This window comes from Thermococcus sp. JCM 11816 (assembly GCF_055396515.1).
In genome coordinates this window covers 1,370,060-1,383,106 of record NZ_AP043741.1, presented here as the reverse complement: position 1 = coordinate 1,383,106, position 13,047 = coordinate 1,370,060, and the positions used below count along the sequence as shown (strand labels likewise).

Sequence of the window (13,047 nt, the reverse complement as noted above, 5' to 3'; positions counted from 1 at the left end):
AAAAGATCAGAGCGGCTCGTAGAAGCCTATCTCCGGCTCGTAGATCTCGCCGTCGGCGAGGAGCTGAGTTATTGCCTCTTCTATTATTTCTTCATCAAACTCTGAGGACAGCTTCTTCACGATGAACTTGTGGGACAGGGCCTTGCCCTTCTCCCTCAGGAGGTTCATGATGGCCTCTTTGGCCTTTTCAACCTCGGGGTTCTCCTCAGTTTTCTCCTCCTCTTCTTCGGTCTCCTCCTCGAACAGCTCTTCCTCAAGGGTCCTCTGCTCAAGCACCAGGGTGTACAGCTCGTCTATCGTCTGGAGGAGCTCCTCGTCAACACCCTTGTTCTTGGCTATGACTTTAGCCTTGGCAGTTATACCATACCTGTCGTATATCTCGAAGGCTATCTTGGCCTTCTCGGCGTGCTCGACCTTCTCCTTGAGGGTCTCAAAGCGGTGGAGTATCCAGAAGTTGGGGCTGACCCTGGCGACTCCTTCAACTAGTATCTGCTTGTCGTCGCGCCATTCTGCAACCTTTCCTATGATCTGAACCAAATCACCCTTCTTCACGAGCCTTATGAAGCGGGTGTCGTCGCGGAAGCCGAGAACCCATATCGTTCCCGTCCCGTCGTCTATCTGGAACTTTCCGTAGGTCTCGTCGTCGCTTATGACGGGTTCCCTTACGACGGTGGCGACAACCTTGACACGGTAGACCTTTCTCGCGTCCTTGGTTATGAGGTAGTTCGGCTCAAAGTCGCCGTCGCTCCTGACGTAGTAGCCCTCGAGGATGTCCCTGATGTAGACCCTGCTCGCTGGTAGGCGCTTCTTCATTCCTCACCACCTCCGAAGAACTCGATTATCCCCTCAACCTTTGGAAGGATCTTCTTCTCAAGCTCTCTCACTTCCTCAAGGGCCTCGAGGTCTGCATCGCTGAAGTCCTGAACGACCTCGCCGAAGATGTGGATACCTTCCTCCTCCCTGATGACCCTTCCGATTACCCTGACTATCTGGCCGTTCTCCGGGAGGACGTTCTCCTCGCTCTCGACGAGGATCACACCCGTGCCGTCGTCGAGCCAGAAGGTGTAGTCCATCTTGTCGACCTTGAAGGCCTTCCCGATGAGCGAGACGCGGGTGTCGTCTTCTTTTATCTCAGCTATCTTCCTCTCAACTGCGGGCTTTCTCCTTCTAAACCTCGTTTCCTCCATTCCAACCACCTCACTCAAGGCCGTACTCCTTCAGCTCGCGGTAGAGCTCCCTCCTCACGCGCTCTATCTCGGCCTTTTCGTTAACCTCGTCCCAGCTCCTTGCCTTGAAGAGAGTTCCAAGGAACTTGTCCTCCACGACGCTCCCCCTAACCACGATTTCCTTTCCAATGAGCGGGTAGTACTCGTCTTCGGCAAGCCTCTTCCCCGCTTCCTTTGGGGTCAGTCCCTCATCTATGAGCTTCTTGAGCTTCTCGTCAATGACTTCTGGCTCTTCTCCGATCAGCTCCGCCGCGGAGTCGCCGAAGAGAGTTGTCCTGATGTAGCCCGTTGAATCGTCCAGGCCGAAGTCGAGGACGGTTATCTTCACGGGGTTCACCGGCCCGTGCTCGGGGCATATCCAAGTGTCCGTTGACGGGTCGTAGTCCACCCTCCTCCTGCACTCGGGGCAGGCGTCGTAAACTAACACCCTGTAGAGCTTGGCTATCGTTCCGCGGACTTCTACGAAGCGCTCACCGCCCTGAAGCTCCTTTATCTGAACCCTGCGATAGTTGTAGCTCCTGACCTCTTCAAGCGGAGGAATCTCCTCGACGCGCGGGTCCTCCGGGTTCTTGATTATCCTCGTTCTGAAGTTTGCGTGGAGTTCCACGCCCCTCATTCCTTCCTTGACAGTGGGGTCTATGACCTTGATTACATCGCCAACGTTCAGGTCGTCGTAGTACTTTGCCACCATTGCATCCCAGAGAACGAGCCTCGCCTGGCCCGTGCTGTCGTAAATGATAAGGTCGGCCACTCTGCCCGTTGAACCGTCCCTTCTTGTGTATTCCCTCGGCGGAAACTTTCTCTTGATCCTCGCGACTATGTTCACTCCCGTCATCCCTGGAACGAGGTCTTTGATGTACAGCATCTCCTCTTCCTTTCCAAGGCTTACCCCAAGCTCCTCTGCGAGCATTACGGCGGCAGCGTTTTCCGAAACACCGTGCATCTTGGCCAGTTCACGTATTTTCTCCTCGATTTCAGACCTCGAAAGTCCTCTCTCCCGGATAATCCGGTTGATTATCTCGTCCTTTGTCAGAACTTCCATAGCACTCACCCTGATAGTAATTGGCAATATGAGTATTTAAAGCTTTCTCCAAGGACTTCGTTGAGGCTAAAGGAGAAAAACTTTGCCCAAAAGCAGAAATGGGAAAACTATAGGGCCTAGAAAAACTTCAATCGGACGGAGCTTCCTCTTCTTTTTCTTCACCTTTGCCCTCAAGTTTGGCCATCAGGTCGCTGTATTCGGCATTGACGACCTTTTTGAAGGCCTCCTTTATTAGAACCGGATCGTTCTCAGGGAATCCGTAGAGTTCGGCGAACTTCTTCGTCGTTCCAAGGAGCTTTGTCCTCTCGTATGGTTCGGCGTAAACCAGGCCCATTTCAACGAGCCGTTTTATGTGTTCGTAGGCCTGACTGCCGCGGAGCTTGATTATCTTGCTCTGCTCGACCGGCTGGAGGTATGCAATCAGCGCCAGGGTCTTCAGCTCTCCAGTTCTCAGGTCTGGCTTCGGCATGAGGTGGATGACCCTCTGGCTGTACTCCTGCTTGACCTGCATCACGTACTTGTCCTCGAGCACTCTAACGACCTCTATCGCGCTCTTCCTCTCGGCATACTCAGCCGCTATAAGCTCTATCAGCTTTTCCAGGTACTCCAGTGATTTTATCCCCAGTGCCTTTGAGAGTTCCTTCAGGCTCAGCGGTCTTCCGGCCACAAAAAGTGCCGCCTCCACGAGGGCCTTGTCCTCAAGCAGTCCCATGCTACCACCTGAGGAGAACTTCACCGTAAGATTTATAAACCCATCCTTGGAGTGGTTATCGGCACGGCGGCCATAGCGGCGGGGCCACACCCGGTCTCGTTTCGACCCCGGAAGTTAAGCCCGCCAGCGTTCCCGGGTGTACTGCCCTCCGAGAGGGGGCGGGAAACCGGGAACGCCGCCGGCCACTATCATGCGCCCGGGTGGTGTAGCCCGGCCCATCATACGGGACTGTCACTCCCGTGACCCGGGTTCAAATCCCGGCCCGGGCGCCATACAGCCCTTTGCTTTGCAAAGCGCTGGCGGAATGTTTCTAACTGCTTCTTAAAGACTGTGTTTGAGTTTGAAATTTCTCCGGGAAGATCTCACTAGAAGGTATGGCAACTTTAGAAGGAACCACGAGCCTTGATGAAACTTCTCCAGCAAGCTTTTGGAAAAAGCTTGACCAAAGAAACTTTGCAAGGCAAAGTTTCATCAAAGTTTGTGGTTCTTGTTTGTAAACGGTTTTGAAATGGATTTTTCATTAAGGGCTCTTGTTTAAGTGTGAATTCAATTTTAGTGAGAGCTTTCGGAGTGAGTTTACTTTTAATCGACGCCCGTAGGGCGTCAAGGTGAGAAAAACTCCTTCTCGATAGTCGAAATTTAGTGAATTCCATGAGGCTAGTTTATGTGCTGTGAAAATCCTCGCAGAATGGCAATTCTAAACGGAACCACCAACCTTGATCAAACTTCGCGAGGAAGCTTTTAGAAAAAGCTTCACCAAAAGCTTGAATGTCCTCGCGAATTTGCTCAGAATAAGGATTCTCACGACAAATTTGCAGAAAAATCCGGGTTTTCTCTTTTTTTAACGCCCTTCGGGCGTTATACTACGAGCAAACCCATTAAAAACCGCTGATTGAGCAGTGAGAATCACTGAAACCCAGCAGTTTAAAAAGGACATTCGCTCTTTGATGAAACTTTTCGCCAGAAAAGTTTCTATGGTGGACCGGGCGGGATTTGAACCCGCGGCCTCCGCCTTGCGAGGGCGGCGCTCATACCAGGCTGAGCTACCGGCCCACACCCGGTATTAGTGAACACTCCCCTGCTTTAAAAAGTTTTGGTCATGAAATCTATGGCGTCCAGTGAGCACGGGGAGGTACGTTGTTACACAAAAATGAGTTTATTTTCCAGTGGAAGGGGTGAGTTTTTAACATCTGGGGGGTCACTACCTCAGGTGGTGGCATGAATCCCCTCGAATTCCATAGGGACAACTTTCCTGGAAATGGGAAGATAGAGGTCATACCGAAGGTACCAGTTAACAGGGAGACCCTGAGCCTCGCCTACACTCCCGGCGTTGCCGAGCCCTCGAAGGCGATAGCCAACGGAGCCGATCCAGACGAGTACACCGTCATACCGAACACCGTGGCGGTTGTTACCGATGGTTCAGCAATTCTGGGCCTCGGGGACATAGGGCCGGTCGCCGGAATGCCCGTCATGGAGGGAAAAGCTGTTCTCTTCAAGGCGCTCGCGGGCGTGGACGCTTTCCCCATCCTCATCAACACGAAGGACGTTGACGAAATCGTCAGAACCGTCGAGCTGATAAGCCCCGGCTTCGGCGGGATAAACCTGGAAGACATCTCAGCACCCAGATGCTTTGAGATAGAGGAAAGGCTGAGGGAGAGGCTCGACATACCAGTTTTTCACGACGACCAGCACGGGACGGCCGTTGTAACCCTCGCCGGGCTGATAAACGCCCTTAAGCTCGTTGGCAAAAAGTTCAGCGAGATAAAGGTCGCGATCAGCGGCGCGGGGGCGGCTGGGATAGCTATAGCGAAGATCCTCCACAGCGTTGGTGTCAAGGAGATAGTCACCGTTGACAGAAGGGGCATAATACACGAGGGCAGGGAGGACCTCAACCCGTACAAGCGCGAGATCGCGAAATACAACATCCACGGGATAGAAGGCGGCCTGAAGGAGGCAATGGAAGGGGCCGACGTTTTTATCGGAGTCAGTGCTGGCGGGATAGTAACCCCGGATATGGTTAGGGCTATGGCCGACGATGCAATAGTCTTCGCGATGGCCAATCCAATCCCCGAGATAATGCCGGAAGAAGCGAAGAGGGCGGGGGCAAGGATCGTTGCCACGGGAAGGAGCGACTTCCCGAACCAGATAAACAACGTGCTCGGCTTTCCCGGAATCTTCAGGGGCGCCCTCGACGTTAAAGCAGAAGACATAACGCCAGGCATGAAGCTGGCGGCCGCTGAGGCTATAGCCTCGGTCGTGAGCGATGACGAGCTGGGCGAAGATTACATAATCCCCTCTCCGCTCCATCCTGACGTTTTCCCGAAGGAGGCGAGGGCAGTCGCTGAGGCGGCCATGAAAGAGGGCGTTGCGGGGAGAAAGGTAAGCGGTGAGTGGGTCGAGGAGCACACGAGGAGGCTCAGGGAGTTCTACTCGACCTTCATCGAACCATTGAACGAGAAAAGAAAGGCCTTTAGCGGTAGAGGGAGTTCCCCCTAGAGTCTATCGCGACGAGAAGAGGGAAGTCCTCCACCTCAAGCACCCACACGGCCTCAGGGATCCCCAGTTCATCAAGCCAGTAAACGTCAACTACCCTCTTCACACTCTCAGCTGCCAGAGAGCCAGCCCCTCCGGTGAAGGCAAAGTAAACGGCCCTCCCAACGAAAGGCCCGACCTCCATGCCGCCCTTTCCTATTATCCCCCTGACGCCGAGGGACAGGACTTCATCGAGGTATCGGTTCATCCTCGCGCTCGTCGTTGGGCCCGCCGAGACGACTTCCCATCCGTCCTCCTTTCTTCTGATCACGGGGCCGCAGTGGTAGATTACTGCGCCTTCAAGCTCGAAGGGAAGTTCACCTCTCTTCGAGAGCTCGATAATCTTCCTGTGGGCCGCGTCTCGTGCAGTATAAATCCTTCCCGAAAGGTAAACGACGTCGCCCGCTCTAAGCTCCAGGACTTCCTCGCCCAGGGGCGTCTTCATCCTCACTGCCAAACCTCGACCCTCCCGTTGGGCTTTATCCTGAGGATGGCCCTCCTGTTCGCCCAGCACTGGACAACCAAACCAACTGGAAAGCTCGCAGGGTGCCTGTGCGCAACCTCAATCTTAACATCGAGGGTTGTGGTCTTCCCTCCCATGCCCATAGGGCCAACCCCGAGGGAGTTAACCTCGGTGAGCAGCTCTTCTTCAAGCTCCGCTATCCTCTCGTCCGGGTTTCTCTCGCCGACCTTTCTCAGAAGGGCCTTCTTGGCTAGGGTTAGGGAGTAGTCGGCCCCACCACCGACGCCGATCCCGAGAATTATGGGCGGACAGGGCTTTCCGCCGCACTCCGTTACCCGCTCAAGGACGAAGCGCTTAACGCCCTCCCAGCCTTGAGCTGGAGTCAGCATCGCCAGGGCGGAGCAGTTCTCGCTCCCGCCGCCCTTGGGGAGAACGGCTATCTCAACGTCGCTTCCCTCAACCAGCTCCCAGCGGATCACCGGTACGCCCTTCCCCGTGTTGTCGCCCGAGTTTCTGCCAGTGAGCACGTCAACGGCGTTGGGCCTCAGCGGAATCTCAAGGGTCGCCCTCCTCGTTGCCTCTATGATCGCCCTCTCAATCTCGCCCAGGTAAGGACTTCCAATGCCAGCCTTCACGAAGAATGTCAGTGTCCCCGTGTCCTGGCAGACAGGAACTATCCTGGATTTTCCAATCTCAATCGCCCTCAGAATGTTGCCGAGGTTGAATCTCGCTATTTCACTCTCCTCGCTCTCGTAGGCCTGCTTGAGTGCTTTAACAGTGTCCCCTGGAATTGTCGTGACCGCGAGTTTGATGGCATCAACAATAGGGTCAACGAGGTCTTTCAATAGACACCCACCGATCAAAAATGAGAAAGGATACTTAAAAAGTTTGACAAAATAGAGTCAGCCCTTGAGGGCTTCCACTATCTTCTCGGCGACCTCGACGCCTGCCCTCATCTGGGCCTCAACAGTCGAGGCGCCGATGTGCGGCGTTAGAACAACGTTGTCAAGCTTTGTGAGCGGGTGGTCTGCTGGAAGGGGCTCCTCCTCGAAGACATCAAGGCCTGCTCCCGCGATCCAGCCCTCCTGTAGGGCCTTGACGAGAGCCTCGGTGTCAACTACGGCTCCCCTTGCGGCGTTGATGAGTATCGCGGTCGGCTTCATTAGCTTGAGCCTCTCCTCGTTTATGAGGTGGTAGGTTGCATCAACCAGCGGGACGTGGAGGGTAACGACGTCGCTCTCCTTCAGGAGCGTCTCAAGGTCAGCGAACTTTCCTCCGACCTCCTTTGCCCTTTCCTCGTTTGGATACGGGTCGTAGAGGAGAACCTTCATGCCGAGGGCGTTCGCTATCTTTGCAACCTGGTAGCCTATTCTTCCGAAGCCGACGACTCCAATGGTCTTGCCCTCAAGCTCTATTCCCATGCACTGCTTCTTGGCCCAGACGCCTTCCCTCATCTTCCTGTCGGCGAAGGCTATCTTCCTCGCGACGGCGAAGATAAGGCCGATGGCCAGTTCGGCAACGCTCCTGGAGCTAGCCCCAGGACTGTTTACGACCTTAATTCCCCTCTCCTCGGCGGCCTTGAGGTCAATGTTGTCCAATCCGACGCCCGCCCTTCCTATGACCTTGAGCTTTGGAGCGGCCTCGATGACCTTCCTGGTTACCTTCGGCTTGCTCCTCACGATTATCGCATCGACGTCTTTAACGAGCTCCACCAGCCTGTCCTCGTCTGGATACTCCTCGTAAACTACCTCAAAGCCGGCGTTCTTCAGAACCTCTATCGCCTTCTCGTGAAGCGGAGCGGCAACGAGAACCTTCATCCTTCATCCCCTCCTCTTTATTGCCATCAGCATGACCTGGTCCGAGGCATCCTCGGCGCGGTCGGCTATGTCGCCGATTTTCGTCAGAACTTGATTCCATATTAACTTTGCGTAGGTAGTTATGGTCTCGCTCTCAAAGACCTTTTCTTTCACGTCGTACTCTATTTTATCGGCGCTTTCCTCGGCGTCCTCTGTCTTTTTAGCCAGCTCAAGGGCTTTGTCCACGTCCTCGTTGAGGGCTTTGACGGCCTCCTTTAGGATTTTAAACGTCTCTATGGCGGAATCTACGAGGCCGAGTATGTCCCCTTTAACTTCCGTCGGGACTTTGGGCTTGGCCAGGATGAGGGTGTGTGACGCGCTCTCGGCGGCATCGGCCACCTGATCTATCAGCTCGCTGAGCCTCACGTAGTCCCCCCTGCTGACCGGGAGAAAGGCCCCCTCGTAGAGCATCAGCTCGATGCTCCTTCTCAGCCCGTCCGCTTCGGTCTCAAATCTTGAGACCTCTTCCTCCAGCTCCTTCGCCCGGTTAAAGTCCCCATCAAGGTAAGCCCCAACCAGCTCCCTGAACGCCCTTAGAGCGTTCTCCACGACATCAAGGTGCTTGTCAATTGCCTCAAAGACGTCAGTCTCTTTTCCACCGAACAGTGACATTCTCAACACCCCTCGCTAATATTTCTGGTCTTACCCCTATTTATCCTTTCCTTTGCCTTGACGAGCACCCAGAGAAGTTCGTTCCTCGGCGCCTCCATACCCACGGAGCGGGCGTACTCGACTATTTTGCCGTGTATGTAGTCAACCTCGGTCTCCCGTCCCCGCCAGATGTCCTGGAGCGTCGAGTTGTAGTTTTCCCGGGTTCTCTCTATGGTGTCCCAGAGGAGTTCAAGCGGATGAATCTCGAACTCAATCCCCAACTGCTGGGCGACCATACAGCCCTCCCTGGCTATGTCAACGGAAATCCCCTCGAGGTGCGGATCGTCCTTAAGGTGGCCGTTCTTGACCTCAAGAACTGTGCCAAGACCGTTTACCACGGAGTTTACTATCGCCTTCGCCCATTTCCACCCGATCGCGTTTTCCGTTACGCTCGTATCTATTCCAGCCTCGTTGAAGACTGAAGCAACTTCATCAACAAAGTCATCTCTTCCGGTGGGATACCTTCCGATCACAGTTATTCCTTTCCCTGCCCAGAGGACTTTTCCCCACTCAACCAGCATCGCCCCGTTGGTAGTCACTCCCCCCATCACGTTAGGAGTGTACTTAAGCGCCAGCTCTTCGTTCCCGAGGCCGTTCTGTATGCTCAGAATCCACGTGTTCTCCCCTATGCACTGCCTTGCACATTCAAGGGCAGTCTTCGTGGAGTACGACTTGACGGCCAGGATGAGCAGGTCGGGCGGCTCCTCTGGAGCGTAAACAGTGGCCTTTGGCTTCACGGTGAACTCCTCGGCACCAAAAACGTGAAGCCCATCCTTGTTGATGGCATCAACCTGCTCCCTCCGTCCGATTAGTGTAACATCGTTCCCGGCCCTCGCCAGAAGAGCGCCGAAGAGGGACCCGATACTGCCCGCACCGAGAACGTATATCCTCATTCTATCACCTCACGAGCTTCCTAAGGTGGTGGAGTGAATAGAGCAGCGTAATCACCCAGAGTGCCAGCTTTAGGTTCTCAGGAACGGCGTAGCTTCCTATGAGGTAGAGGGCTGACGCTGGTAAAAGCCCCGCAGAGGCGAGAACCCTGTTTTTCAGTATGAGCAGCAAAACGGGTATTCCAAGCAGTGCAAAGTCCTCGCCCGTCTGGTAAGCACCCACCGCTATTGCCAGAGCGGTGCCGCCGATGACCGCGTTCACGAACCTCTCCCAGAACCTCACGGGTTGCTTCTCGAAAGGCCAGCCGAGGAGGAACAGAACTAACCCGAGCAGTGAGAGGATATACCTCAGGTCGTCCTGGAGCGGATAAGTCCACGCAAAGGCAACTACGCTTCCTCCAGCGAAGGGACGGGCCCGCTTTTTCACGACCGCGAGCGAGAGCGGGAGGTAAACAAGCCCAAATTCAGGCCTCATCCAACCACCACAACCGTTTAAAGCATCGCCCTTAAAGACCTACCGATGATATCGGTCGTTCTGGTCGAGCCCGAGGGGCCGGCGAACATCGGCATGATAGCGAGGACAATGAAGAACTTCGGCTTCTCAAGGTTAGTGCTCATCAACCCTAACCTGACCGAAGAGAGCTACGCCTACGCCGTCCACGCGAGGGATGTCCTTGAAAACGCCCTGATTCTGGACTCATTTGAGGAGGCCCTTGAGCTGTTCAACTTCACAGTTGGGACGACTGGAAAGCCCGGAAAACGCTTTATCCCGCATAGAGCCCCGCTGATGCCCTGGGAGCTGGTTGGGCTTATCAAGGACTACCCCGGAGAGGTAGGAATATTCTTTGGGCGTGAGAGCATCGGCCTGAAGAACGAGGAGCTTGATGCAATGGACGTTACCCTCACGATACCCACGAGCGAGGAGTACCCCGTTATGAACCTCGCGCAGGCCGCAGCGGTAGTCCTGTACGAGCTGTCGAAAAAGAGGCCAGAGCCATACGTTGAGGCATTAAAGCCAGCTACCAGGGAGGAGAAGGAAGCGCTTGTAAGAACCTGGGAAAAACTTCTCAATACTCTCGACTATCCAAAAGATACCGAGAGAAGGGACGTCTTTGTTAAGGTCTTTCAGAGGGCCGTTGGCAGGGCGTTCCTCTACGGGAGGGAAGTCCACACACTCATCGGGCCTCTAAGAAAGGCTCTTAAAAGGCTGGAGGAATGCCGATGCTGAGCGTGGAGAAGTTTAGGGTCGGAGAGAGAGTGGTTTGGATCGGTGTAATCTTCTCTGGGAGGGTGCAGGGGATAGCCTTCGCCTTCGACAGGGGCACGCTGATGAAGAGAATACGCGCCCTTGCAGAGCACCTGGAGAAGAGAGGCGTCAGCATATCTCTTGACGTCCAGCCGAGCGATTACCCTGAGAAGGTCTTCAAAGTTCTGATTGGGGAGCTCGACAATGCCAGCTTTCTCCGGGAACTTTCCTTTGAGGGCGTTACACCCTTTGAGAAGAAGGTTTACGAGTGGCTCACAAAAAACGTTAAAAGAGGGAGCGTTATAACCTACGGTGACCTTGCAAAGGCGCTCAACACGTCCCCGCGGGCAGTTGGTGGGGCAATGAAGAGAAACCCGTATCCAATCGTTGTTCCCTGTCACCGGGTCGTCGCCAGCGACGGCATTGGTTACTACAGCTCCGGGATTGAGGAAAAGAAGTTCCTGCTGGAAATTGAGGGGGTGAAAGAATGGACAAGCTGAAAGCTTACCTGATAGGGTTTCTTATTGCAGTCATAGTTATAGCGGCCGGGATAGTCTGGTACGGCGGCTGGAAGCTTCTGCTCCAGGTGATACTCGTTCTTGGTTTCCTCGGCCTCACGCTCGGCCTCGGCTTCTTCACTGCGCTGACCCTCTACGCCGAGAGCTGGAAGTATGGAACCATACTGGCTGTTTTCACGGCCATCAGCGCCTACGGCCTCTACCTCAGCTGGACTTGGAAGAACCTCGAAGTGGTCGCAGGTATAATAGTCTTCTTCATAGCGGTGGTTGCCTTCGGAATCTGGTACATCAGCGAGCCCGACCTTGGACTTGTTGACCGCTTTAAGAGCGCGGAAAGCCTTGAAAGAGCTGGAAAGTACAAGCAGGCAGCCAGAAAGTACGAAAAGGCTGGCAACTACATGAAGGCAGCGGAGATGTACATAAAGCTCGGCTGGCTTGAGAGCGCGGCCTGGGCCTACGAGAAGGCGGGAGAGTACGCTAAGGCGGCCGAGATATACGAGCAGCTCTATGAGAAGGAGAAGGACACCTACTACCTCAAGGAGGCCCACGAGTACTGGAAGAAGGCCGGAGACATGGAAAGGGCAGCAAAAGCCCTGGAGCGTTACGCACAGGAGGAGCCCTGGTTCTGGGAGGACGTGGCGAAACTCTACGAGGAGCTTGGAAACGAGGAGAAGGCCAGGGACGCCTGGGAGAAAGCCCTTGAGTACTACAAGGGAGAGGCCCAAGAGGAAGGAGTATTCTGGGAGGACGTCGGGAACATCGCAAGGAAGCTCGGCATGGAAGACCTCGCCAGGGAAGCCTACGGGAAGTTCCTCGAGTACTGCCTGAAGGAAGCTGAGGAGGACCCGATGTGGTGGAAGCATGTTGCTGAGGCCTACGAGTACCTCGGCGAGAAGGAGAAGGCGGAAGAGGCCAGGAAGAAGTACGAGGAGTACAGGCAGAAGATCATGAAGGCGAACGAAGAAACTTCAAAGTTCCCCGACGAGAAGAGGGAGTGAATTTTCTCTTGTTTCTACCTTTACAATCCTTCAATTATTCTGTCAATTTCTTCAGCGTTTAGCTTCTCCCCCTTCACGATGCCCCAGTACTTCTCGATCTTTTTCCTGACGGGAATGAGGATTATCTCTCCGTCCCTTTCTTCAACGTAGAACTCTTTCGCTTTCAGCCTCTTTCGAAGGGATGCGGGGAGGTACAGCCTGCCGTTTTCATCAAGTCTAACAACTTCGATGCTCATGGTAGAAACTAAGACTTTATCCATTTAAGTACTTTTTGGAAAACTGGAGCAATATGGAAATTAGTAAACTCTTCCAGTTTCTTCGGTCTTTTTGGCTTCTTCTTCCTCAAGCTCTCTCCTTCCTTTCCACGTATCCCTTCATCCACCGTGAGAGCACCCAGTAGAGAATGCCATCGCTAGCAGTCCTAGAGTGGCCAAGACAATCCCTCTCTCAGTGGGCACGGATTGTGGAACGGCGGGCATCGTCTCACTGAGCTTGTTTATTCCAGAAAGATGCTTTAAGGGTTCTCATTTTCTCAACCTTTTTAAAATCCCCCGACAACTCTACCCGGTGGAAGCCATGATGGGAATGAACCCGAGGCAGATGAAGAAGCTCATGAAGCAGCTGGGCATTAAGATGGAGGAGCTTGAGGGCGTGGAAGAAGTAGTTCTGAGGATGAAGGGCAAGGAGATAATCTTAAAGGAGCCGGCCGTTACCGTGATGGTCGTCCAGGGAGAGAAGACCTACCAGATAATCCCCGGAAGCGAGGAAGTGAGGGAAGTCATTGAAATTTCAGAGGAGGACATAAAGCTCGTCATGGAGCAGGCGGGAGTTGACTACGAGACAGCAAAAAAGGCGCTGGAAGAAGCGAAAGGAGACCTCGCGGAGGCTATCTTGAAACTCACCGAGGAGTGAC

At 54.2% G+C, this 13,047-nt stretch carries 17 protein-coding genes, 2 tRNA genes and 1 rRNA gene; 7 read left to right on the top strand and 13 right to left on the bottom strand.

Annotated elements, in window-relative coordinates; genetic code table 11:
* Positions 1-6 precede the first annotated feature (6 nt).
* The 4 genes from ACZ5TN_RS07870 to scpB all read right to left on the bottom strand — a co-directional run bounded on the left by ACZ5TN_RS07870 (position 7) and on the right by scpB (position 2,980).
* Positions 7-813 carry an OB-fold nucleic acid binding domain-containing protein gene (locus tag ACZ5TN_RS07870; protein WP_464916421.1) on the bottom strand — a complete coding sequence of 269 codons (807 nt, stop codon included), beginning with the start codon at positions 811-813 and terminating at the stop codon, positions 7-9.
* Positions 810-1,187, bottom strand: a complete 378-nt coding sequence (locus ACZ5TN_RS07865) for a replication factor A complex, RPA14 subunit (RefSeq protein WP_011250910.1) — start codon at positions 1,185-1,187, stop codon at positions 810-812. Before ACZ5TN_RS07865 ends, ACZ5TN_RS07870 begins: the two co-directional genes overlap by 4 nt.
* 10 nt (positions 1,188-1,197) lie before the next feature.
* On the bottom strand, positions 1,198-2,268 hold the full coding sequence (locus ACZ5TN_RS07860; RefSeq protein WP_011250911.1) for an OB-fold nucleic acid binding domain-containing protein: 1,071 nt from the start codon (positions 2,266-2,268) through the stop codon (positions 1,198-1,200).
* Between the two features lie 127 nt (positions 2,269-2,395).
* Positions 2,396-2,980 carry an SMC-Scp complex subunit ScpB gene (gene scpB, locus ACZ5TN_RS07855; RefSeq protein WP_011250912.1) on the bottom strand — a complete coding sequence of 195 codons (585 nt, stop codon included), beginning with the start codon at positions 2,978-2,980 and terminating at the stop codon, positions 2,396-2,398.
* A gap of 62 nt (positions 2,981-3,042) precedes the next feature.
* Here scpB and rrf point away from each other — a divergent pair.
* Both rrf and ACZ5TN_RS07845 read left to right on the top strand, forming a co-directional pair.
* Positions 3,043-3,164, top strand: a 5S ribosomal RNA gene (rrf, locus tag ACZ5TN_RS07850).
* A 10-nt stretch (positions 3,165-3,174) separates the two neighbouring features.
* Positions 3,175-3,252, top strand: a tRNA-Asp gene (locus tag ACZ5TN_RS07845).
* Positions 3,253-3,955: 703 nt separating this feature from the next.
* On the opposite strand, the gene ACZ5TN_RS07840 is transcribed toward ACZ5TN_RS07845, so the two are convergent.
* A tRNA-Ala gene (locus tag ACZ5TN_RS07840) sits at positions 3,956-4,033 on the bottom strand.
* Between the two features lie 165 nt (positions 4,034-4,198).
* Between ACZ5TN_RS07840 and ACZ5TN_RS07835 the strand changes: the two genes are divergently transcribed.
* The gene (locus tag ACZ5TN_RS07835; protein WP_464916420.1) at positions 4,199-5,476 is read left to right on the top strand and encodes an NAD(P)-dependent malic enzyme; all 1,278 of its coding nucleotides are present in this window, start codon (positions 4,199-4,201) and stop codon (positions 5,474-5,476) included.
* Here ACZ5TN_RS07835 and ACZ5TN_RS07830 read toward each other — a convergent pair.
* Genes ACZ5TN_RS07830 through ACZ5TN_RS07805 form a run of 6 tightly spaced genes read right to left on the bottom strand, consistent with a single transcriptional unit; the run spans position 5,451 to position 9,847 of the window.
* Complete coding sequence (locus tag ACZ5TN_RS07830) at positions 5,451-5,969, bottom strand: FumA C-terminus/TtdB family hydratase beta subunit (protein WP_464916419.1); 519 nt, start codon at positions 5,967-5,969, stop codon at positions 5,451-5,453. The two genes, ACZ5TN_RS07835 and ACZ5TN_RS07830, sit on opposite strands and share 26 nt — an antisense overlap.
* On the bottom strand, positions 5,960-6,820 hold the full coding sequence (locus ACZ5TN_RS07825) for a fumarate hydratase (RefSeq protein WP_464916418.1): 861 nt from the start codon (positions 6,818-6,820) through the stop codon (positions 5,960-5,962). The genes ACZ5TN_RS07830 and ACZ5TN_RS07825 overlap by 10 nt, the downstream gene beginning before the upstream one ends.
* Positions 6,821-6,877: 57 nt before the next feature.
* Positions 6,878-7,792 (bottom strand): hydroxyacid dehydrogenase, encoded by a 915-nt coding sequence (locus tag ACZ5TN_RS07820; protein ID WP_464916417.1) that lies wholly within the window; start codon positions 7,790-7,792, stop codon positions 6,878-6,880.
* Between the two features lie 3 nt (positions 7,793-7,795).
* Positions 7,796-8,443: a TIGR00153 family protein gene (locus ACZ5TN_RS07815; protein ID WP_011250917.1), complete on the bottom strand. Its 648-nt coding sequence runs from the start codon at positions 8,441-8,443 to the stop codon at positions 7,796-7,798.
* Between the two features lie 2 nt (positions 8,444-8,445).
* Positions 8,446-9,375 carry a 2-dehydropantoate 2-reductase gene (locus ACZ5TN_RS07810; protein WP_464916416.1) on the bottom strand — a complete coding sequence of 310 codons (930 nt, stop codon included), beginning with the start codon at positions 9,373-9,375 and terminating at the stop codon, positions 8,446-8,448.
* A gap of 4 nt (positions 9,376-9,379) precedes the next feature.
* Positions 9,380-9,847, bottom strand: a complete 468-nt coding sequence (locus ACZ5TN_RS07805) for a hypothetical protein (RefSeq protein WP_464916415.1) — start codon at positions 9,845-9,847, stop codon at positions 9,380-9,382.
* A 45-nt stretch (positions 9,848-9,892) separates the two neighbouring features.
* Here ACZ5TN_RS07805 and ACZ5TN_RS07800 point away from each other — a divergent pair, with 45 nt between their 5' ends.
* The 3 genes from ACZ5TN_RS07800 to ACZ5TN_RS07790 are packed head-to-tail and all read left to right on the top strand — an operon-like array spanning position 9,893 to position 12,134.
* Positions 9,893-10,600: an RNA methyltransferase gene (locus ACZ5TN_RS07800; protein WP_464916414.1), complete on the top strand. Its 708-nt coding sequence runs from the start codon at positions 9,893-9,895 to the stop codon at positions 10,598-10,600.
* A complete protein-coding gene (otg, locus tag ACZ5TN_RS07795) occupies positions 10,594-11,118 on the top strand; it encodes a methylated-DNA--protein-cysteine methyltransferase (RefSeq protein ID WP_464917576.1) in 525 nt (174 codons plus the stop codon). The genes ACZ5TN_RS07800 and otg overlap by 7 nt, the downstream gene beginning before the upstream one ends.
* Complete coding sequence (locus tag ACZ5TN_RS07790; protein WP_464916413.1) at positions 11,106-12,134, top strand: tetratricopeptide repeat protein; 1,029 nt, start codon at positions 11,106-11,108, stop codon at positions 12,132-12,134. The genes otg and ACZ5TN_RS07790 overlap by 13 nt, the downstream gene beginning before the upstream one ends.
* A 20-nt stretch (positions 12,135-12,154) precedes the next feature.
* Here the strand turns inward: ACZ5TN_RS07790 and ACZ5TN_RS07785 are convergent, their stop codons facing one another.
* Both ACZ5TN_RS07785 and ACZ5TN_RS07780 read right to left on the bottom strand, forming a co-directional pair.
* On the bottom strand, positions 12,155-12,370 hold the full coding sequence (locus ACZ5TN_RS07785) for an AbrB/MazE/SpoVT family DNA-binding domain-containing protein (protein WP_464916412.1): 216 nt from the start codon (positions 12,368-12,370) through the stop codon (positions 12,155-12,157).
* An 8-nt stretch (positions 12,371-12,378) separates the two neighbouring features.
* Positions 12,379-12,516 carry a hypothetical protein gene (locus ACZ5TN_RS07780; protein WP_367884030.1) on the bottom strand — a complete coding sequence of 46 codons (138 nt, stop codon included), beginning with the start codon at positions 12,514-12,516 and terminating at the stop codon, positions 12,379-12,381.
* A 194-nt stretch (positions 12,517-12,710) separates the two neighbouring features.
* On the opposite strand from ACZ5TN_RS07780, the gene ACZ5TN_RS07775 reads away from it, so the two are divergent.
* Positions 12,711-13,046, top strand: coding sequence for a nascent polypeptide-associated complex protein (locus ACZ5TN_RS07775; protein ID WP_054839499.1), 336 nt, complete (start codon positions 12,711-12,713; stop codon positions 13,044-13,046).
* Position 13,047: the final 1 nt, after the last annotated feature.